At 30.9% G+C, this 21,245-nt stretch carries 23 protein-coding genes and 1 tRNA gene; 17 read left to right on the forward strand and 7 right to left on the reverse strand.

The window, feature by feature from the left end; all coding sequences use genetic code 11:
* The first annotated feature begins 5 nt into the window (after positions 1-5).
* Genes hypF through hypE form a run of 3 tightly spaced genes read left to right on the forward strand, consistent with a single transcriptional unit; the run spans position 6 to position 4,393 of the window.
* Positions 6-2,273 carry a carbamoyltransferase HypF gene (hypF, locus tag V8G69_RS03540; protein WP_394880429.1) on the forward strand — a complete coding sequence of 756 codons (2,268 nt, stop codon included), beginning with the start codon at positions 6-8 and terminating at the stop codon, positions 2,271-2,273.
* Positions 2,270-3,364 (forward strand): hydrogenase formation protein HypD, encoded by a 1,095-nt coding sequence (hypD, locus tag V8G69_RS03545; protein ID WP_394880430.1) that lies wholly within the window; start codon positions 2,270-2,272, stop codon positions 3,362-3,364. The genes hypF and hypD overlap by 4 nt, the downstream gene beginning before the upstream one ends.
* A 3-nt stretch (positions 3,365-3,367) precedes the next feature.
* On the forward strand, positions 3,368-4,393 hold the full coding sequence (gene hypE / locus V8G69_RS03550) for a hydrogenase expression/formation protein HypE (protein WP_394880431.1): 1,026 nt from the start codon (positions 3,368-3,370) through the stop codon (positions 4,391-4,393).
* Here the strand turns inward: hypE and V8G69_RS03555 are convergent.
* Both V8G69_RS03555 and V8G69_RS03560 read right to left on the reverse strand, forming a co-directional pair.
* Positions 4,390-5,091, reverse strand: coding sequence for a hypothetical protein (locus V8G69_RS03555; protein ID WP_394880432.1), 702 nt, complete (start codon positions 5,089-5,091; stop codon positions 4,390-4,392). The genes hypE and V8G69_RS03555 overlap by 4 nt on opposite strands.
* Before the next feature lie 35 nt (positions 5,092-5,126).
* Positions 5,127-5,594 (reverse strand): hypothetical protein, encoded by a 468-nt coding sequence (locus V8G69_RS03560; protein ID WP_394880433.1) that lies wholly within the window; start codon positions 5,592-5,594, stop codon positions 5,127-5,129.
* Positions 5,595-5,753: 159 nt separating this feature from the next.
* On the opposite strand from V8G69_RS03560, the gene trxB reads away from it, so the two are divergent.
* The 10 genes from trxB (at position 5,754) to V8G69_RS03610 (ending at position 13,785) form a co-directional block, all read left to right on the forward strand.
* Positions 5,754-6,704 (forward strand): thioredoxin-disulfide reductase, encoded by a 951-nt coding sequence (gene trxB, locus V8G69_RS03565; RefSeq protein WP_394880434.1) that lies wholly within the window; start codon positions 5,754-5,756, stop codon positions 6,702-6,704.
* An 88-nt stretch (positions 6,705-6,792) separates the two neighbouring features.
* Positions 6,793-6,867: transfer RNA gene (locus V8G69_RS03570), tRNA-Pro, on the forward strand.
* Between the two features lie 380 nt (positions 6,868-7,247).
* The gene (locus V8G69_RS03575) at positions 7,248-7,805 is read left to right on the forward strand and encodes a TetR/AcrR family transcriptional regulator (RefSeq protein WP_394880435.1); all 558 of its coding nucleotides are present in this window, start codon (positions 7,248-7,250) and stop codon (positions 7,803-7,805) included.
* 108 nt (positions 7,806-7,913) lie between these two features.
* Positions 7,914-8,768, forward strand: a complete 855-nt coding sequence (locus V8G69_RS03580) for an alpha/beta fold hydrolase (RefSeq protein WP_394880436.1) — start codon at positions 7,914-7,916, stop codon at positions 8,766-8,768.
* A gap of 108 nt (positions 8,769-8,876) precedes the next feature.
* Entirely contained in the window at positions 8,877-9,650 is a 774-nt protein-coding gene (locus tag V8G69_RS03585; RefSeq protein WP_394880437.1) for a sulfite exporter TauE/SafE family protein, read from the forward strand.
* A gap of 6 nt (positions 9,651-9,656) precedes the next feature.
* Entirely contained in the window at positions 9,657-10,115 is a 459-nt protein-coding gene (locus V8G69_RS03590) for a DinB family protein (protein ID WP_394880438.1), read from the forward strand.
* Between the two features lie 6 nt (positions 10,116-10,121).
* Positions 10,122-10,748, forward strand: a complete 627-nt coding sequence (locus tag V8G69_RS03595) for a pyridoxamine 5'-phosphate oxidase family protein (protein WP_394880439.1) — start codon at positions 10,122-10,124, stop codon at positions 10,746-10,748.
* Complete coding sequence (fabF, locus tag V8G69_RS03600) at positions 10,745-12,001, forward strand: beta-ketoacyl-ACP synthase II (RefSeq protein ID WP_394880440.1); 1,257 nt, start codon at positions 10,745-10,747, stop codon at positions 11,999-12,001. Before V8G69_RS03595 ends, fabF begins: the two co-directional genes overlap by 4 nt.
* A 55-nt stretch (positions 12,002-12,056) precedes the next feature.
* Entirely contained in the window at positions 12,057-12,773 is a 717-nt protein-coding gene (gene bshB1, locus V8G69_RS03605; protein WP_394880441.1) for a bacillithiol biosynthesis deacetylase BshB1, read from the forward strand.
* A gap of 190 nt (positions 12,774-12,963) precedes the next feature.
* A complete protein-coding gene (locus V8G69_RS03610) occupies positions 12,964-13,785 on the forward strand; it encodes a helix-turn-helix transcriptional regulator (RefSeq protein WP_394880442.1) in 822 nt (273 codons plus the stop codon).
* Positions 13,786-14,355: 570 nt separating this feature from the next.
* On the opposite strand, the gene V8G69_RS03615 is transcribed toward V8G69_RS03610, so the two are convergent.
* The 4 genes from V8G69_RS03615 to V8G69_RS03630 all read right to left on the reverse strand — a co-directional run bounded on the left by V8G69_RS03615 (position 14,356) and on the right by V8G69_RS03630 (position 17,845).
* Complete coding sequence (locus V8G69_RS03615; RefSeq protein ID WP_394880443.1) at positions 14,356-15,087, reverse strand: head GIN domain-containing protein; 732 nt, start codon at positions 15,085-15,087, stop codon at positions 14,356-14,358.
* A gap of 99 nt (positions 15,088-15,186) precedes the next feature.
* Positions 15,187-17,004, reverse strand: a complete 1,818-nt coding sequence (locus V8G69_RS03620) for a PspC domain-containing protein (RefSeq protein ID WP_394880444.1) — start codon at positions 17,002-17,004, stop codon at positions 15,187-15,189.
* Positions 16,997-17,341, reverse strand: coding sequence for a PadR family transcriptional regulator (locus V8G69_RS03625; protein WP_394880445.1), 345 nt, complete (start codon positions 17,339-17,341; stop codon positions 16,997-16,999). The genes V8G69_RS03620 and V8G69_RS03625 overlap by 8 nt, the downstream gene beginning before the upstream one ends.
* A gap of 57 nt (positions 17,342-17,398) precedes the next feature.
* A complete protein-coding gene (locus V8G69_RS03630) occupies positions 17,399-17,845 on the reverse strand; it encodes a DUF4870 domain-containing protein (protein WP_394880446.1) in 447 nt (148 codons plus the stop codon).
* Positions 17,846-17,991: 146 nt separating this feature from the next.
* On the opposite strand from V8G69_RS03630, the gene V8G69_RS03635 reads away from it, so the two are divergent.
* The 3 genes from V8G69_RS03635 to V8G69_RS03645 all read left to right on the forward strand — a co-directional run bounded on the left by V8G69_RS03635 (position 17,992) and on the right by V8G69_RS03645 (position 19,650).
* A complete protein-coding gene (locus tag V8G69_RS03635; RefSeq protein WP_394880447.1) occupies positions 17,992-18,453 on the forward strand; it encodes a DUF4442 domain-containing protein in 462 nt (153 codons plus the stop codon).
* 67 nt (positions 18,454-18,520) lie between these two features.
* Complete coding sequence (locus V8G69_RS03640; RefSeq protein WP_394880448.1) at positions 18,521-19,321, forward strand: TIGR00266 family protein; 801 nt, start codon at positions 18,521-18,523, stop codon at positions 19,319-19,321.
* A 131-nt stretch (positions 19,322-19,452) separates the two neighbouring features.
* Positions 19,453-19,650 carry a hypothetical protein gene (locus V8G69_RS03645; RefSeq protein ID WP_394880449.1) on the forward strand — a complete coding sequence of 66 codons (198 nt, stop codon included), beginning with the start codon at positions 19,453-19,455 and terminating at the stop codon, positions 19,648-19,650.
* A 28-nt stretch (positions 19,651-19,678) separates the two neighbouring features.
* Here V8G69_RS03645 and V8G69_RS03650 read toward each other — a convergent pair whose 3' ends face one another.
* Positions 19,679-20,617: a LysR substrate-binding domain-containing protein gene (locus V8G69_RS03650; protein WP_394880450.1), complete on the reverse strand. Its 939-nt coding sequence runs from the start codon at positions 20,615-20,617 to the stop codon at positions 19,679-19,681.
* Positions 20,618-20,721: 104 nt separating this feature from the next.
* Here V8G69_RS03650 and V8G69_RS03655 point away from each other — a divergent pair, with 104 nt between their 5' ends.
* Positions 20,722-21,201, forward strand: coding sequence for a Dps family protein (locus V8G69_RS03655; RefSeq protein WP_394880451.1), 480 nt, complete (start codon positions 20,722-20,724; stop codon positions 21,199-21,201).
* Positions 21,202-21,245 lie beyond the last annotated feature (44 nt).

Below are 21,245 nucleotides of genomic sequence, written 5' to 3' on the forward strand. Positions count from 1 at the left end.
TATCAATGCTAAAGACCTATAAAATTCTAATTTCTGGACAGGTTCAAGGTGTGGGTTTTCGTCCATATGTTTATAATTTGGCAAATGAGTTTTCTTTAAAAGGATCGGTTTCTAATGATGAAAATGGCGTGATTATTTTGGTTCAAGGTTCTAAACAATCAATCAATAATTTTTGTGATAAGTTAATTAAGTTTCCACCGCCAGTATCCAAAATTAAAAATCATTCAGTTTATCAAATTCAACATATCGAATTTGATACTTTTAAAATTGCTCCTTCAAAGAAAGTAGCTCAACTAGACTTATTACTTACTCCAGACTTTGCAATTTGTGACGATTGCAAACAAGAAATAAAAGACATTAATAACAAACGGTTTAATTATCCTTTTACAACCTGTGTTAATTGTGGGCCTCGTTGGGCAATAACAGAAACTTTCCCTTTTGAAAGAAGTAATACTAGTGTTGATGATTTTGTGATGTGTGAAGAATGTCAAGAGGAATATGAAAATCCTTCCAACAGGCGTTTCCATTCTCAGACCAATACATGTAGTACTTGTGGTATAAATTTTAATTTAACTGATAATCAAGGACAGGTTTTAAATCTTGAAAAGCGAGAGTTCTTTAAAAAAAATGCTCAATTTCTATCTGAAGGAAAAATTATAGCAATAAAAAATACCAGTGGGTTTTTATTATGTTGTAATGCGGAAAATGGAGATGTTGTTAAAAAACTTAGACTAAAAAAACAGAGACCAAATAAGCCATTTGCTGTTTTATATCCATCAATAAATTCATTAAAGAGTGAATTAAAAATTAATGCTGAACAAGAAAAAAGCCTTACATCTGTTGAAAGGCCAATCAATATTATAAACTTAAACGATTACAAAGGGAACATAGCTTTAAATGAAGTAACACCAGGACTAAAACAATTAGGAGTAATGCTTCCGTATTCAGGAATTTTACAATTGTTGGCTAATGAATTAAAGTTTCCAATTGTTGCAACCAGTGGTAATATTCACGGTTCACCAATTATTAGCGAGTTTGAAGATGCCCTTTTGAAATTAAATAAAGTAGCAGATTATTTTTTAAACCATAATTTAAGAATTGTTCATCCTCAAGACGATTCTGTTGTGAAATTTAGCAATAAATTTAATGTTGAGGTTCTATTTAGAAGATCTAGAGGCTTTGCTCCGAATTTATTTGATACTTCTATAAAATCAGATAAAAAAATCATGGCTTTAGGAGCACATTTAAAAAGCACGATTGCTTATGTTCCTAATTCTTATGTTTACTTAAGTCAGTATTTAGGAAATCTTGATAATTACGATGTTTATAATCGTTTTACCCATGTAGTTCAAAATTTTATAGATGTGTTTGAAAAGTTACCAGAAGTATTATTAGTTGATTCCCATTTAGGATATCAAAGCACTATTTATGGTGATGAACTATCAAAAGAGAACCATTTTGAATTGCATAAAATTCAGCATCATAAAGCCCATTTCGCATCCGTATTGGCAGAGCATAATTTATTTGATATCAATGAACCTGTTTTAGGAGTTATTTGGGATGGAACTGGTTATGGAGACGATAAACAAATTTGGGGAGGCGAATTTTTTGAGTACAGTTCAAATAATATTGAAAGAATTACACATTTTGAATATTTTGATTGGCTTGCAGGTGATAAAATGTCTAAAGAACCAAAATTGTCTTTATTCTCTTTATCAAGTTCAGAAATGGAAAAAACGCTTAATGATAAGTTTAAGGAGCATGAAATTTTGATTTATCAAAAACTAAAATCGAAAAACAAATTAAAAACATCGTCTGTTGGCAGATTATTTGATGCTGTTGCTTCCTTACTTGATATTTGTGATTATAATACTTATGAAGGCGAAGCAGCTATTTTATTGGAAAATTATATAACCAATTACAACTTAAGTGACTGTTATTCATATTGTAAAGTTGTTAAAAACGGAACAATTCCAACAAAGGAATTAATTTGGAATCTGTTTTTAGATTATAAAAAAGGAAATTCTATGGAACGTGTAATTGTAAATTTCTTTTACACATTGTCAACCATTATTTTTCAAATAGCGCAGAATTATAATTTTAAGCATATTGCATTTAGTGGTGGTGTTTTTCAGAATACAACCTTAATAGATATGATTAAAGAAATTGGAGAAATGGAATATAAACTGTATTTTAATATTAACTTAGCTCCTAACGACGAAAATATTTCTTTTGGACAGATAATGTACTATCTAAAATGTAACAATAAATGAAGTATTTAACAGAATATAGAAATTTAGAGGCGACAAAAAGCTATCTAGAGCTTATTAAAAAAACGGCCACAAAAACATGGAAAATCATGGAAATTTGTGGTGGACAAACGCATGGGTTGGTTAAGAATGGTATTCTTGAATTATTACCTGATCATGTTCAAATGATTCATGGTCCGGGTTGCCCAGTTTGTGTAACTCCTTTGAATTTAATAGATAAGGCTATCGAACTTTTAGAAATGGGTGTTATCGTTTGTTCGTTTGGAGATATGATTCGAGTTCCCGGAAGTAAAAAAAGTTTACTCGAAGCAAAATCTAATGGAGGTGATTTGAGAGTTCTTTATTCACCAATAGAGGCCGTTAAAATAGCAAAGAATAATCCAGATAAGGAAGTGGTTTTTTTTGCTGTAGGTTTTGAAACTACAGCTCCTGCAAATGCTTTGTCAGTTTTACATGCGCAAAAAGAAGGGCTCAAAAATTATTCCATTTTAGTATCGCATGTTTTGGTTCCACCAGCTATGGAGGCCATTTTAGATGATAAATTTTGCAATATAAATGCTTTTTTAGGTGCTGGTCATGTGTGTGCTATCATGGGTTATAAGGAATATTATCCTCTAGCCGAGAAATATAAAATCCCTATTGTAATAACTGGCTTTGAGCCTTTGGACTTGGTTCAGGGAATTTATATGGCTGTGAAACAACTAGAAGAAGGAAGGCATGAGGTTGAAAACCAATATTCCAGAGTAGTTAAAGAAGAAGGTAATTTGGCGGCTTTGAAAGTTATTAATCAAGTTTTTGAAATAGGTGCCAGAGAATGGAGAGGAATTGGTGAAATACCTAATAGTGGGTATGTTTTGACTAAAGAATTCAAAGATTTTGATGCCGAATCGAAGTTTGGAATCAGTCATATAAAAGTTCCAGAAAACCCTAATTGTATTGCAGGACAAATATTAAGAGGTATTAAAAAGCCTCATCAATGTAATCAGTTTGGAAAAGCTTGTACACCTTCAAGTCCACTTGGAGCTCCAATGGTATCATCAGAAGGTGCTTGCGCAGCATATTATCATTTTTCTAACAATTTAATTTCAGAATAAAAAATGAGTAAGGAAGAACTTGGATTTGAAACCATTCAATTAGGTCATGGAAGTGGTGGTTTAATGACCAGAGAATTACTTGATAAAATCATTTTCAACACATTCAGTAATCCTTATTTAGATCAAAAACATGATGGGTCTATAGTTGATTTTAAAGGAAAAATCGCAATTTCTACTGATAGTTTTGTAGTGTCTCCAATTTTTTTTAAAGGTGGGGATATTGGTGAATTAGCAGTCAACGGAACAGTTAATGATGTTGCCATGTGTGGGGCTATTCCAAAATATTTAACATTAGCTTTTATAATTGAAGAAGGTTTGAAGATTGATGAATTTATAACCATTGTTAATTCTATAAAAAATTCAGCAGATGAAAGTGGGGTTCAAATAATAACGGGCGATACAAAAGTTGTTGAAAGAGGAAAAGGCGATAAAATATTTATCAATACAACTGGTTTTGGAGGCGTAAATCCTAAAGCCAAAATAGCTGCAGAGCATATTGAAGTTGGAGATAAAATTCTTCTAAATGGTTATATAGCGCAACATGGAATGGCTATTATGTCCCAAAGGGAAGGGTTAGAATTTGAATCTACTATAGAAAGTGATACCACAAATTTAAATTTCTTGGTTAATGACCTTATTAACGAATTTGGAGATAAAATCCATCTCTTTAGAGACCCAACTAGAGGAGGTGTAGCAAGTGTGCTATCTGAAATATCACAAGATATCAATAAAGGAATAGTAATATACGAGGATAAAATTCCATTGGAGAAACAAGTTGCTGCAGCGTGTGAAATTTTAGGATTGGATCCTTTATATGTTGCTAATGAAGGCGTGTTTCTTGTTATAGTAGATGCTTCAATTTCTGATGATGTTTTACTTTTTATGAAAAAAGATAAAAAAGGAAAAAATGCAGCCTTTATAGGAGAGATTACTCAAGAACATCCTTCAAAAGTTGTTATGCAAAGCACAATAGGAGGAAAACGAATTGTAACTCCTTTAATTGGGGAACAATTACCAAGAATTTGTTAAGAAAGCAACCAGTATAAACCAATAATTATTGCAAAAAGACCGCCTGCAAATCGTATTCCTTTAAAAAGTGTATCGTTATGTTCATTTTTGCTGAAAGACGAAATTCTGCCAATTAGTAAAGCAAAAGTTGTCATCGCTAAAACGATACCAGAACTAAAACCAATTAAATATAAGGCAGAATCCATTTGGCTTTTAAAACTGGCAACAGGAATAAACAATAAGAAATGAGAAATGCCCGCTAATCCATGTAAAAAACCAATTGATAATGATGCAAAACCACTTTGTTTTAAAGGGCTTTTATGAGGATGTTGATGCATGGATTCGTGATGGTGTGTGTGTTCATGTTTATGAATTATAACAGCATGGTTACTATGAACATGTAAATGCTTATGTTTTATATTTTCTTTGAAAATTTTGTAAAATGACCAAGCTCCAATAGCTAAAAGCACAAAGCCTACTAACTGTTCACTGTAATTTGAAATTTTATCTACAGGAATTAGTTCTCTAAAAATTAAAAATAGAACGCCAATTGCAAGCATTCCAATTAAATGACCAATCCCCCAAAACAAGCCTATTTTCCATGCTCTTTTTTTTGTTTCAATAGCAAAAGGAATAACAGCAGCTAAATGGTCTGGTCCAGTTATTACATGTAAAATGGATGCAATTAATGCGGCAATAAACGGAAAAGAATCACTCATGTATAATTTATAAGTGAATTAATTATAACTTGTTTTCATTCAATTCTAATATAATTTTCAGCATAAATAGGATTCCCTTCATCATCTAGTTGAATTTGAGAAAATTTATCTTCATCTAATAATAATTTAAACGTAAACTTTTTTTGCTCTTTAATGGCTTCATTCATTGATTTTGAGCCATAATCCAATATTTCAGTTAAAGAGTTATCTCCTATAGAATATTCACCATAACCAAACCAGTCAAGAGTATCGGAGTCTCTAAACCTACTCCACATAACTTTTGTTTCTGTATACATTTTGATTTGTTTATTAGTATCAGAAGCATTTATAGTATCTGTAATTTTATTGTCTGTATAATTGTAGTAACTTATTAGTTTCCAGGCGCCTTTCATGGTTAGTTCGTGTGTTGATGCAGCCATATTTGTGTTAGTTATATCCGAATCGGAATTGTTTTTACAGGATACAAGAAAATTCAAACTAAGAAGGATTAAAACGGTTTTCATAATAATTGAATTTTTAGTTGAGTTTATACAATTTACAAAAATTTAGTGAATTACTATATGTATAAGGACTTATTATAAACTGATAATAAGTTTTGATAATTTGGATGTAAGTTTTACTTTAAAAATTCTACTTTTGTTGCAGTTAAAATAAATTTGATTATGTCTGAAAGTATTGAAAAAGTAAAATGTTTAATTATAGGTTCTGGACCTGCTGGATATACAGCGGCAATATATGCTGCAAGAGCTAATATGAGTCCAGTTTTATACCAAGGAATGCAACCAGGTGGGCAATTAACTACTACTAACGAAGTAGAAAATTTTCCCGGATATCCAGATGGTATTACAGGACCAGAAATGATGATAGAATTACAAAAACAAGCACAACGTTTTGAAGCCGATATTCGTGACGGTTGGGTTACAAAAGTGGATTTTTCTGAAGAGATACATAAAGTTTGGGTAAATGACACAAAAGAAATTCATTGTGAAACTGTAATCATTTCTACTGGTGCATCAGCAAAATATTTAGGGTTAGAATCAGAACAAAAATACTTAAGCCTAGGCGGTGGAGTTTCAGCATGTGCTGTTTGCGACGGATTTTTCTATAGAAATCAAGAAGTTGTCATTGTTGGTGCAGGAGATTCAGCTTGTGAAGAGGCACATTATCTTTCAAAACTTTGTAAAAAAGTAACCATGATTGTTAGAAGAGATGAGTTTAGAGCATCAAAAATAATGTCTGAAAGAGTTAAAAAAACACCAAATATCGAAATATTATTTAACACAGAAACCGATGAGGTTTTAGGAGACGGACAAGTTGTAACTGGAGTTAGAGTTTTCAATAATAAAACAAATGAGAAGCATGAAATCGCTGTAACTGGTTTTTTTGTCGCTATTGGTCATAAGCCAAATACAGATATTTTTAAAGACTATCTTGATTTAGATGAAACAGGTTATATTATAAACAAAGCTGGTACTTCAAAAACTAATGTAGAAGGTGTTTTTGTTTCAGGAGATGCTGCCGATCATGTTTACAGACAAGCTATTACTGCTGCAGGAACAGGTTGTATGGCAGCATTAGATGCCGAACGTTATTTAGCTGCTAAAGAAAATTAAGTTCCTTAATAATTAAAAATTAGCCTGTTTTTATAACGTGGCTAATTTTTTTTGTTTTCACTAAAAAAGTTATTTTTGAGTATAAATTCGGGATGTGGCGCAGTCCGGTTAGCGTACACGGCTGGGGGCCGTGTGGTCGCAGGTTCAAATCCTGTCATCCCGACTTTTAGGGTATCAATGGATATCAAAAAATAGTTAATTTTATTAAAATTTATAATATTGAATTAAATTTTTATAAATTAAATTTTAAAAGGCTCGGCATTTTTTCTGTTCGCTCTACATAGTTTCTTTTCTTCAGTTTCCTATAATTTATAGTTACTTAGATAATTTTTAAATTAATTTACAAAAGCAATTTTATTTTGCTTTTTAACAACCAGCTAGTATTTACATTCTTCATTTAAAAAAAAAGTTTAAATAGGAAATATTGCCAACTGTTTGGGAATTTATGCCTATTTCTTACTGCTTTTTTTCTTCATCTTTGCATTGACAAAATGTTTATTTACCAATCGTTCGGTAACTGAAATATTTTTCTATATTTGCTATATGAGACCACAGAAGGTAGAAGACAAAGAATTGCTAATAGGATTAATGTCCGTGTTAAGCTCTAAAGGTTATGAGGGTTCTAGTCTAAATGAATTAGCAGAATCTTCAGGATTGCAAAAAGCAAGTTTATATCATAGATTTCCAGCAGGTAAAAAGGAAATAGCTTCGGCTGTACTTAATTATGTAAACGAATGGATACACAAAAATATTTATTTGTTACTTGTTAATCAAGCAATATCACCGCCCAAGAGATTGGATGAAGTTATTAAAAATATTAACATTCTATATAACAATGGAGATTCTATCTGCATTTTAAGATCACTATCCATGAATGCAGGAATTGAAATATTTGGAGACCAAATAAAAGAAAGTATGGAACTTTGGATAAACGGATTTGCTACGTTTGGAATGCATTGCGGATATAGTGAAACAGTTGCACTAGATAAAGCCTATCAAGTCTTGGTTAACATTCAAGGTAGTTTGATTGTATCTAAAGGGCTGAACTCGACAAAGTCATATAAAGCTGCTATAAAAGCTATTCAAAATATCTATCAATAATAAAAAAATTTGCGCTTTTTAGTTTCCGAACGTTCGGTAAATAACTATAACCAATGCGCAATGCTATCGAAAGAACGGAAATATTAATTATTAAAAATCAAAAAAAAAATGAGTAAAGTAAAGCATTTAACTACAAAAGTCAATGGTATAAATATTTTTTATCGTGAAGCCGGTCAAAAAGGAAAACCTGCATTAGTATTATTACATGGCTATCCAACATCATCTCATATGTATCGCAATTTATTGCAAAGTTTATCAGATGATTATTATCTAATTGCTCCAGATTATCCAGGCTTTGGAAGAAGTGAGCAACCATCAATAGCAGATTTTAATTATACTTTCGAAAACTTTACAAGGATTATAGAAGGGTTATTAGAACAATTAGATATTAATAAATTCAGTTTATACTTAATGGATTATGGTGCTCCAATTGGTTTTAGAATAGCTTCTGAAAATCCACAAAAAGTTGAAAATCTAATTATACAGAATGGGTGTGCCTATGATGAAGGTTTGGAAGCTTTTTGGGATCCAATTAAAGTATATTGGAATAACAAAACTATTGAAAATGGCATGCCATTAGAAGGTTTCCACAGTCCAGAAGGTTTACAATGGCAATACACACACGGTGTGCCTCAACCAGAATTAGTGTCTCCAGACAACTGGGAATTAGATTTAAGACACATTTTACGGGAAGGGAATAACGAAATCCAATTGGCTCTGTTTTATGATTATCAAACCAATGTAAGATTATATCCAAAATGGCAAGAGTATTTCAGAAACCATCAACCTAGAACTTTAATTGTTTATGGTAAAAATGATTATATTTTTCCAGTCGCTGGTGCGGAAGCTTATAAAAAAGATTTGAAAAATTTAGATTTCAATCTGTATGATGCAGGACACTTTGCACTTGAAAGCAATGGCGCTGAAATATCTGATAAAATAAGAACATTTTTAGCTGATTAACTATTTATTCTAGACCACGTAAACCAATTACTACTAGATATAAAAACAGTTGTATAGGTTTATGTGGTTTAACCATTTCATTTATTTTAAAATCAAAAACATCTCTTAATGGATATTTTTACCTTAACAATGCTCCTTTTGGCGTCAATTCTTGGTAGTTCTTTAAACGCAGTAGCAGGTGGTGGTGGCTTTATAACCTATCCATCACTAATATTCAGTAATATACCTAATTTAAATGCGAATGGCATTAGTACTGTAGCCCTATGGCCAGGAAATATTACGAGTGCTGTAGCATATAGAAAAGATATAGAATTGTCCAGAAAATTGATTTTATATTTTGTTATGTCAATTTCTTTAGGGGGTTTTGTAGGGGCTTATTTATTTCTCAATACATCTTCAACGCTTTTCAGCATTTTTGTACCATTTTTTTTATTATTTACTTGGTTACTTTTTGTTTTTAGTAAGACAATCAGAAATTATTTTAGCTCATATTTAACCGATTTGCATTTTATTACGCCCAATTATTTTCATATTGTTTTTATGTTTTTTATTGGGATTTATGGAGGTTATTTTGGAGCAGGTTTAGGAATGATAATATTAACAGCATTTTCATTACTTGGTTTAAAGAAGTTAAATGAAATGAATGGGATAAAAGTGATATTGGTGTCATTTAACAATGGAATTGCAGCGCTTACTTACATTTTCTCTGGAATTGTAATTTGGCAATATACTCTGGTTATGATAATTGGAGCCTTAATTGGAGGGTTTTATGGAGCTAAATTGACACGGCAAATCAATCAAAATTTCTTGCACAATTTTGTAATAGTGATTGGTGCAATAATAACTCTTATATTTTTTTATAAACAATATTTTATTAAATAAATTAAAATGAAAAAAAAACAGTACTTAAAACAATTGGATTTTGAAGTATGGGCTAATAATATACTTATTAAATCAATCTCTGAATCACATGATCCTGAGGGTCGTGTCTATGAAATATTGTCACATATTTTAATAGCATCTAATAACTGGTTAAAAAGAATTCTTGAGGAATCACCCACTTATAAATTGTGGGATATTTTGACTTTAAATGATTGTCTTCAATTGTCTCAAAAAAATCATGAAGCATGGAAGAACTTTATTTTAAACAAAACAGATGAGGAATTAGAACAACATGTCTATTTTCCATTTATGGGTGAACCCTCAAAAATTTCAATCGAAGATTTATTTACACATTTAATAAATCACTCCTCCTATCATCGCGGGCAAATTATTGCTAAGCTAAAAGGAAAGTTGGACCTATTACCACTTACTACATATATCGCTTTTGCAACCGAAAAAGCTTAGATTGAAATGGCTAAAAACTATGCAGAATTAGCATTTACTTCGGCAATAAAAGTGATGCAGAAAAAAATGGGCAGCAGAGCAAGCTATGCCCGAATGGAGAAATATTCTTACACAAGTGGATTAACAGAAAACGAAATTCAATTTATTGCTCAAAGAGACAGCCTTTATATGGCAAGTATTGGTGAAAATAACTTTCCTTACATACAACATAGGGGCGGTCCAAAAGGTTTTTTAAAAGTGCTAAATCACAACCAAATTGGATTTATTGATTTTACTGGCAACAGGCAATATATCACTATAGGTAATTTGTCAACTAATAATAATGTGTCACTCATTATGGTTGATTATCCTGCAAGAACAAGACTTAAAATTTTTGCAAAAGCAAAAATTGTTGAACTGGATGACAACCCAGAATTATATACTTTTCTCGATTTAAGCGAATATAAATTCCGTCCGGAACGAATGATAATAATGGATGTTGAAGCTTATGATTGGAATTGTCCTCAACACATAACACCTCGCTATTCAATTGAAGAAATTAACGATGTCTTCAATTATCAGAGAAATTATTCTCAAAAATTAGAAATGGAGATAAAAGAGTTAGGGCATAAACTTAAAAAGCAAGGACTATGATAAATGAATTAAATCGTGTAGTTGTTACGGGGATGGGTATTATATCCCCAATAGGTAATAATATTCCAGAGTTTTGGAAGAACATTATAAATGAAAAAAATGGCGTGGCGCCCATCACTAAATTTGATACTGCCAACTTTAAAACAAAATTTGCTGCAGAGGTAAAAGAGTTTAATGGATATGACTATTTTGAAAAAGGAGAATTAAGAAAATACGATTTATTTACACAATACGCCTTGGCTGCAACACAAGAAGCTGTCAGAAATGCAAATCTTGATTTTGAAAAATTAAACAGAAATAAAATTGGGGTTATTTGGGGCTCGGGCAATGGAGGAATCAATACATTTCAGGAACAGGTAATTGAATTTGCAAAAGGGAATGGTACCCCTAGATTTAATCCTTTTTTTATTCCGAAAATGATTGCAGATATTCCATCTGGTGTAATTTCTATTAAATATGGATTAAGAGGGTTGAATTTTAGTACAATTTCGGCCTGTGCCTCTTCAAATAATGCCATTATAGATGCAGTTAATTATATACGGCTCGGAAAAGCTAATATCATAATTACCGGTGGTTCTGAAGCAGCGATAAATGAGAGCTCTATCGGAGGCTTTAATGCTTCTAGAGCGTTATCTACAAAAAACGAAAGCCCAGAAACAGCATCAAGACCATTTGATATTTCTCGTGATGGTTTTGTTATGGGAGAAGGAGCTGGAGCATTGGTTTTAGAAAGTTTAGAAACCGCATTACAAAGGGGTGCAACAATAATAGCAGAAGTAATTGGTACCGGTATGGCGGCTGATGCATACCATCTTACCGGAACCCATCCCGAGGGTGAGGGGGCATATCTAGGAATGTTGGATGCTATTGAAGAGGCTAATATAAGTCCTGACACAATAGATTATATAAATGCACATGCAACATCTACAAATATGGGTGATTTGACCGAGTTGAAAGCGATAGAAAGAGCTTTTGGTACAAGAAAAAGTTTGGCTATAAGCGCTACTAAGTCAATGACAGGCCATTTGTTGGGGGCAGCTGGTGCAATTGAAAGTATTATATGCATTCTGGCTATTAAAAACAATCTCGTTCCGGCAACCATAAATACTCTAGAAATAGAAGAAGGTTTTAAAGATAAATTTGATTTTGTATTAGGAAAATCAAAACATAAAGAAATAAATATTGCTTTAAACAACACGTTTGGTTTTGGAGGTCATATAGCTACAACAGTATTTAAGAAATACAATGATTAAATTTTATTTAGTCTTTTAAACATAAATGTTATCTGAAAAATAAAATTCATTAAAAATGAAGGATTTCAAAATTGATATACTAGCTTTTGGAGCACATCCTGATGATGTAGAATGTGCAGCAGCAGGTGTAATATTGAGTACTATTGATAAAGGAGGTACTGTAATTTTGGTGGACCTTACAAAAGGAGAAATGGGAAGTTATGGAACTATTGAAACCCGAAAAGAAGAAGCTTATAGTGCGGCAAATATTATGGGTGTTAAAATAAAAGAGCAACTGAACCTACCGGATGGTAAAATCACAAATAGTATTCAAAATCAAGAGAAAGTCATACAAATTATTAGAAAGTATAGGCCAAAAATTGTATTGGCAAATGCCTTTATTGATAGACATCCTGATCATAGAAAGGCAGCAAGATTAGTTTCAGATGCCTGTTTTCTTTCTGGATTAAAAATGAATGCCACACAATACAAAGGAAAAAATCAAGAACACTGGAGGCCAATGGCCGTGTACCATTATATTCAAGATTATTTTATTCAACCAAATTTTGTTGTGGATATAAGTGATTATTTCAATACAAAGATGGAAGTCATAAAGGCCTATGAGTCACAATTTGTGACTGCAAAAAATGATAGTCCAAATGGAATAATAGCTTTACTAGATCAAATAAAAGCTACAAATCAAATATTTGGTAGAGCAATAAATCGAAAATATGCTGAAGGGTTTACAGCTAAAAGATATGTGGGAATCGAGAATATTACTACTTTTATTTAACATACTTTATAACAATTAATAATTTATATGTTTTTTAAGAAAGATAAATAATTAGTATGTTTTATTGAAGGAAGAAATAACAAGGAAACATTGTGAATCTTTATTCACTTATTTAATATTCACAAATGTTTCTTTTTAAAATGTAAAAATTAATGAGCTTGACCCAGAGAGCATCTCTTAATAGAAAAGTATGAAATTTGTAGGCAAAACCGACGAACACCTAATTCTAGATATCATTGAATCTCAAAATGTTCATATTATTAATGAGGTTGATGAAAATGATTTAACAATATTATGGTTTGAATCTAATAATAACAAATTGTTAATTGACGGTAATGAAAAAGTTTTCAATCAAAATGAAATTGTTTTCTTAACAGAGTTTCATAAGGTTAAAATAGAAACTATAAACAGAATCAGAGTAGTTAGGTTTAATAGACCCTTTTACTGTGTCCTTGACCATGACGCCGAAGTTGGTTGTAAAGGTATATTATTCTTTGGAGCCTCTCAATTGCCAATAATTAAGATTCCTATTAATGAATTAGAGCAATTTGAAATCCTTTGGAAAATGTTTAGTATCGAAATGACGTCTAATGATCATTTGCAAATTGACATGTTACAAATGATGTTAAAAAGATATTTAATTTTGTGTACAAGATTATTTAAATTACAGGCCAATTATCCTATAGAAAAGATTGAACTTGATGTAGTAAGAGAGTTTAATTTTTTGGTGGAACAGCATTTTAAAACTAAGCACAGTGTTGCGGACTATGCCAATCTTTTAAACAAGTCACCTAAAACCATTTTTAATATTTTCTCTAAAATAGGAACAAAAACAGCACTGCAATATATACAAGAACGCAGGACTTTAGAAGCCAAACGCTTGTTGAGATATACCGATAAACAAATTCAAGAAATAGCTTATGAAATAGGCTTTGATGATATTCAAGCATTTAGCCGCTTTTTTAAAAACCAAACAGGTATTTCCCCATCTTCATTTAAGGTACTTGATTAAAAAAAAACTTATTGCCAACTCATTAGGAATTTATAACTATCAGTTAAAGCTTTCTTAAATACATCTTTGTATTGTTAAATTGATTAATAATTAAAAACAAAGCAAGAATGATAGGTTTCAAACTTCCAATCAAAGGAGATGTATCTGAAAAAAATCAGGTGATTTTTGATGATTTAAAAAAGGAAGCATAGATATTAACTTTTTTGTTGCAATTCCAAGTTGTCTTTTACATGATTTTAAATAATAAAAATAGCCCTGATTGAGCAGGTAAAAAACCTTCGCCTATTTATAGAGCTGTTAACAAATTGGTTAATAGGTTTTAAGTTCAAATAATTTATATGTATTGTGTTGAAATGGTTTGTAAAATCCCTGCCATCCCATTAAGTTATAGCCCCAAGGTAAATAATAATAGAAAAAATATTGATCAAGTTTTTAATTTTTGAAATCTAAAAATTAAAAAGGCATTTGTTTAAAATGAAAATAAAAAACTGTTTAAAGGAGATTTTATATAAAAAAAAAGCCGAAGTTTTACTTCGGCTTTTTCATTTGGTTGGTATAGAAAACAAGTGTTTATTGTTGGTTTGTAATACTTCCTGAATGGCTATCAGTTTTATTTATTATCTGTGGATTTCCGTAATATTTTATATCTCCACCACTATTGGCATCTGCGGTTAATTCTTTAGCTGTATTTACAGTAATATCTGCGCCACTTGTAGCTTTTACTTGACTGGATTCTGCTATTAAATCGGCTGCTTTTATATCACTTCCACTAGAGGCTTCTGCAATTAGTTTTTGTGTTTTTCCGGAAAGCTTTAAATCACTTCCACTACTAGAATTGCAATGTAATGTTATAGTGTTTAAATCAAGTTTCATATCGCTTCCACTTGAACTGTTAAGTTCTAAATTTTCTGCATTAATGGTGTTTGTTGAAATAACATCACTACCACTTGTTGAGGTGATTTTTGAAATATCTTTAAAAGTTACCATTATTTTTTTTGAAGAAGCGTATCCAATGTTTTTCTCTAAATAAATATGTAACTCATTATCTTTTACTTCTGTTTTTATAAGATTGTGTAAATTTTCATCAGCCTCAATGATGATGCTTTCTTCATCTCCTTGTGTTAAATAAACATCAAGTCCTTGACTTGTTTTGATAGCATTGAATGATTGATTTAATGTGCGATTTTCTATTTGAACATTTCCATTTCCTTTAACTCCAGGGCCAAAGTTCATGTCAAAATTACAAGAGAATAGTAATAAACTTAAAATAGTGGATACTAAAATTTTAATAAGTGTTGTCATAATAGTTCGTTTTTTGATTGATGATTCAAATATCTTAGTAATTAATATTTTTTAGAAACTAAAATACCTGAGTTGTTGATTTTAATTGATGAATTGTTTTTAATTGTTTTCTGATTTTATTTGAATTCCGTTACTATCTATATTTACTTTTACATCTGAGCTGTTAGCTTTCAGTCCGTTTTTGTCAATTCTTAAGCTACTGCTGTCAACCTTAATCTTAATACCTTCTTCATTAATTTTAATGCCATCATCACCATCTTGTAAATCGGCATCTACATCAAGAGGGCAGTCTAAACATTCAACTTCGTCCGTTTTTATTTTAAGAAAATGATTTGTTTGGCTAGACGATACAATATTTCCATCGTAAGTTCTATAATTTAAAAAGTTCTTAGTATTGTTATTGAAATTAACAATAACGTTTTCAGGTAAATATAAGATGGCAGTAATCTCCTGATCACTAAATTTATTTTTAATATCTGTAGATAAATAATTATCTAAAAGAATTTCGTCTTCTTTTATTTTAAAATGATAGTTTATGTTTTTTGCACGTTCAATAGCTGAAGAGTAATCTCTTCCATCAGCTGATTTTTCAATATTTAAAAAAGCTAATGAATCTGTAGTTGATTTTACTATAATTTCAATATCTGAAGAGTAAATAATTCTTTCTCCATTTTCATCATGTGCAAACTTAAATGATTGATGGTTTCTGTAAGGACTTCCATAAGTATCATTATTCACCATTTTAACTTTTAAAGTGTCATTTGGTGCAATATAAAACTCTTGTTTTTCAATAACTCGTTCATTAAAAGCATGTTCGCTGGCTTGTCTAATTCCTACAACAATCAAACAAATTATTGATAAAACCCAAACTCCTAACAAGGTAAATTTGGCTATATTTCCAATTGATTTTAAATTGTTTATCAAAATCTTTAACCCTAAATAGAAAAGGAAAAAGAAAGGTATTCCAACTGCGAAAAAGGCTAAAAGTGATACAAACCAAATTGGGGTATTGCCTGCATTTACAATATCTATCATATCCAGTCCTGGAATATGTATAACATTGGTAACTCCTACAGAAAATAGGCCTATAATTAATGCTATTAAAGCTGCTGCACCAGTAATCATAAGAATGATTCCAATAAATTTTGCAAAAACAGTAAAAAAGAACATAATTATATCGCCTATAGTATCAAAAAATGTTTTTGAACTAGACTTAATATTATTGCCTTGTTTTTTTAAATCTACTTTTTTGGCAGCATTTGAAACATTTTTTGCTGCTCCAGAAACAGAATCAGAAACATTTTTGGCAACATCTGAAACAGTTTCAGAAACGGTATCAAATCCATCCTTTATTTTTTTTTCTATGTTGCTTATGTTTACAGGTTCGCCTGTCATGGTAAGTTTATCTGCCGTTGTTACAGCTTCTGGGACTAGTACCCAAAATAAAATATATATGAAAATAAATGTTCCTCCAGAACCTATTGCTAATAATAACCAGATTAAACGAATCCAAACAGCATCAATTCCTAAATAATGGCCTAAACCTGAAGCTACACCACCAATGTATGAGTTGTCTGTGTCTCTAAACAATTTTTTAGATGGAGCAGACTTTCTCTTTTGTGTTGGTTGTGGCTCATCTTCAAAAATTTCGTCGTCTACCAAATAGTCTTCTGGTTGTCCCATTATTGAGATAACCTCATCTACTTCTTTGATGCCAATAACTTGCTTGTCATTTTTTACACGTTCGCTAAAAAGTTCTGCTATACGAGCTTCAATGTCTGAAATAATTTCAGAACGACCTTGAGAGTCTGTAAATGAACGTTTTATAGCCTCAAGATAGCGTTGCAATTTTAGGTACGCATCTTCATCAATGTGAAAAAATATACCTGCTAAATTTACGTTGACTGTTTTATTCATTTTTGTTTGATTTTTTTCTGGTTACTAGGTTAACGGCGTTTTGTAATTCGCTCCAAGTGGTGTTTAATTCATTTAGAAATAATTTTCCGGTCTCTGTTAAACCGTAATATTTTCTTGGTGGCCCTGATGTTGATTCTTCCCATCTGTAATTAAGGAGACCAGCATTTTTAAGTCTTGTCAGTAGCGGATAAATGGTTCCTTCTACAACAAGCAGTTTGGCGTCTTTTAGGGTGTCTAAAATTTCAGCTACATAAGCATCCTCGTCTTTTAAAACGGAGAGTATGCAGTATTCTAGTACTCCTTTACGCATTTGTGCTTTTGTGTTTTCGATCTTCATGTTCTAAAGCGTTTAAGTATTGTGAAACTGTTCATTTTTTGATTGATTTATGATTGATTATTTGATGAAATTAATTGTGAAAGGATATTGATATAATTCGCCATCTCTTGCTTTTAAACTAGCTTTTATTATGAAAACCAATTCTAAAATAAAACCAAGAATAGCTAACCCACCTAAAGCACCACCTATATATAATAGAGGAGAAGGTTTACCTATATTAATATGAAAATCATGCAAGCCGTTAAAATCAATAAAATCAAAATTACTAAAGATATTAAAGATGAAAAACGGAATACTAATAGTGCCTAAAATAATTGCATATAGTAAAATACTAATTTGAAAATTTATAGCTTGTTTACCGTGAGCATCAATAAATTCAGATTTTTCTTTATTACTTACCCAAAGAATAATAGGACCAATAAAATTTCCTAATGGAATAATAAATCTACTAAATGTAGATAAATGGATAAAGGTTGCGATGTTTTTTTGATGATTGTCTAGCATGATTTCAAAGTATATAATAATATCTTATACAAATATATATCTAAAAGCAGGTATTATGTAACACATAGTACCATAACTTAACATAATTTTAACAATTTTAATGTGGATTATTTTCAATAATTTAGAGGAAAATTAAAAACCTAATAATGAAAATAACTCCTAGAAAACTGAATGTTTACACTATTTTTAAATTGCCGTCAGCCTTTTTATGTGGTGTTAGAACCAAATATATAGATGATAAAAAATGTGTAGTAACTGTAAAGCATAGATGGATTAATCAAAATCCTTTTAAATCTATGTTTTGGGCAGTTCAAGGTATGGCAGCAGAATTTTCAACGGGAGCATTAATGATTGGAAAAATACAAGATTCAGGGCGCCCTATTTCTATGTTGGTGACAGCTAATAATTCAACATACACAAAAAAGGCAACAGGAAAAATAACATTTATTTGTAATGATGGGCATTTAATAGATGAAGCAATTAGCAAAACAATAGAAACTGGAGAAGGACAAACAGTTTTAATGCAATCTGTTGGAGTTAACGAAGAAGGTATCGTTGTATCAACTTTTAATTTTGAATGGAGTATTAAAGTGAAAAATAAAAGTTAAAAGTTTATTTTATTGTAACAAAATCAACTTCAGTTCAACAAATAATTAAATCAAAAAAAATATAATTATGACAGCACATGAGATAGATTATCATTTGTATGGAGAAGAAATGCAGTATGTAGAAATAGAACTCAACCCGCAAGAAGGTGTAATTGCCGAAGCAGGCAGTTTTATGATGATGGATGATGGTATTAAAATGGAAACCATTTTTGGTGATGGTTCAACTCAAAACCAAGGATTTTTAGGCTCCATTTTAGGGGCTGGAAAGAGAATACTAACAGGTGAAAGCTTATTTATGACCGCTTTCTATAATACTGTTGTAGGAAAGAGAAAAGTGTCTTTTGCCTCTCCATATCCGGGAAAAATTATCCCAATTGATTTAACAGAATTTGGAGGCAAATTTGTTTGTCAAAAAGACGCTTTTTTATGTGCTGCAAAAGGAGTTAGTATTGGAATTGAATTTAGCAGACGATTAGGACGAGGCCTTTTTGGAGGTGAAGGTTTTATTATGCAAAAGTTAGAAGGTGATGGTATGGCTTTTGTTCATGCGGGTGGAACTATGGCAAAAAAAGTACTTCAACGTGGTGAAACATTAAGAGTCGATACAGGTTGTATTGTAGGTTTTACAAAAGACGTTGATTACGATATTGAGTTTATTGGAGGTATTAAAAACACTATTTTTGGAGGTGAAGGTTTGTTTTTTGCAAAGCTTCAAGGTCCTGGAATTGTGTATATTCAATCGCTACCATTTAGTAGATTAGCTGGTAGAGTTTTAGCTTCTGCACCTCAAGGTGGAGGAAAGCAAAAAGGTGAAGGTAGTATTCTGGGAGGTATTGGAAATTTACTAGATGGAGATAATAGATTTTAAATGTTAATTTTTACTTTAAAGTTAAAATTGTTGCATTTTTTTCATTAAATTAGACCCATTAATTAAAATAATCCGCCAATTATAAAGTTATCAATTTAGTAATTTTACCCAACCAAAACTTAATTTATACTATGGCAAGAGCAATGTTAGAATACACCAAAACGATTCTTAAAAAAGTTAGTTTTGATGTAACATTATTCTGCAGAGAGGTACAAAAGGCAGTTCAAAGATTATTGCCTTATGAGATTGAAGAATTAAAATTATTCATTCTTTCTCTGGTACAGCAGAATCCTGAATTAAACCAATCTTTAGTTTATTTAAACAGATAAAAAAAAAGCGACAAACATGTCGCTTTTTTTATTTTGATTTTGGACTAATGATTTCGACATTTTGAAATGCAATGGCGCCTCTTATAATGCCAGAAATAGTGGCTTGTAAGGCTTCAATAATTTGCATTTTCAATTCGCTTTTATGATAAATGATGCTTACTTCTCTGGCAGGACTTGGATCATTAAAATAATGTAAATTGTCTTTTTCATTATCTTTAATGTCTAAAGTATGTAAGTAAGGTAAAAGTGTCATTCCAAGACCTTCATTTGATAATTTTATTAGTGTTTCAATACTTCCGCTTTCTATTTGAAAACTATCTTCAGTATTATTTTTAAAAGCTTTGCAAAGGTTAATAACACCATCTCTAAAACAATGTCCATCTTCTAAAAGCAGCATATCGTTAATGTCTAAATCAGAAACTGCAATTTTTTTATTTTGATGTAACCTGTGACTTCTTGGAATATAACTTACAAATGGTTCATAATATAGCACTCGTTCTTTTATAGTATCGAGCTCTAAAGGTGTTGCTACTATAGCTGCATCTAAATGTCCATCATTAATTCTGGTAATGATTTCATCAGTTGTAAGTTCTTCAATTTTAAGCTTTACTTTAGGATGTTTTTTTATAAATGTTTTTAAAAACATAGGGAGCAATGTTGGCATTATTGTAGGGATTATACCTAGTTTAAATGCACCACCTATAAACCCTTTTTGTTGATCTACAATATCCTGTATTCTGTAAGATTCGTTTACAATATTTCTTGCCTGATTTACTATTTTTTTTCCAACATCGGTAAGTTCAATTGGTTTTTTGCTTCGGTCAAAAATTAAGATATCCAATTGGTCCTCTAATTTTTGAATTTGCATGCTAAGTGTAGGTTGGGTTACAAAACACTTCTCTGCGGCTTTTGTGAAATTTTGATGCTCAGCAACTGCTAAAACATAATATAATTGTGTGATTGTCATCGGTATCAATTTAGGCTATAAAATTATAAAAACTATCAATAAAACTTATCGTAAAGAGTGTTAATTATAAATTAAATTTGTAGTAAATAAAAAAATAGTACAAAATGACACTAAATAGTTTAGGATTAGACCAAGAAAAAACTCAAGATTTAGCTAAAGATTTAAATATATTATTAGCTAATTTTCAAACATATTATCAAAATTTAAGAGGCATTCACTGGAATATTAAAGGCAAACGTTTTTTTGATTTGCATGTTAAGTTTGAAGAATTATATACGGATGCTAATATGAAGGTTGATTTAATTGCAGAAAGAGTATTAACATTAGGAGCAACACCGCTTCATACATTTAAAGATTATATTGAAAATGCTCAGGTTCCAATTGGTAAAAATATATCTCAAGACGAAAAAGCAGTAAATTTAGTAGTGGATTCTTTATCTGAATTATTAAAAATTGAACGAGCAATCCTAAATAAATCTGGAGAGGCCAATGATGAGGGAACCAATTCTATGATGAGTGATTTTATAACAGAACAAGAAAAAACCGTTTGGATGATGAAAGCTTGGTTGAATGAAACCATTTAAATAATAAGCATCATTTATTTTCTTAGGATTTAAAGTAATCTGAA

It is taken from the genome of Gaetbulibacter sp. M235, from assembly GCF_043876835.1.
Taxonomy (GTDB): domain Bacteria; phylum Bacteroidota; class Bacteroidia; order Flavobacteriales; family Flavobacteriaceae; genus Yeosuana.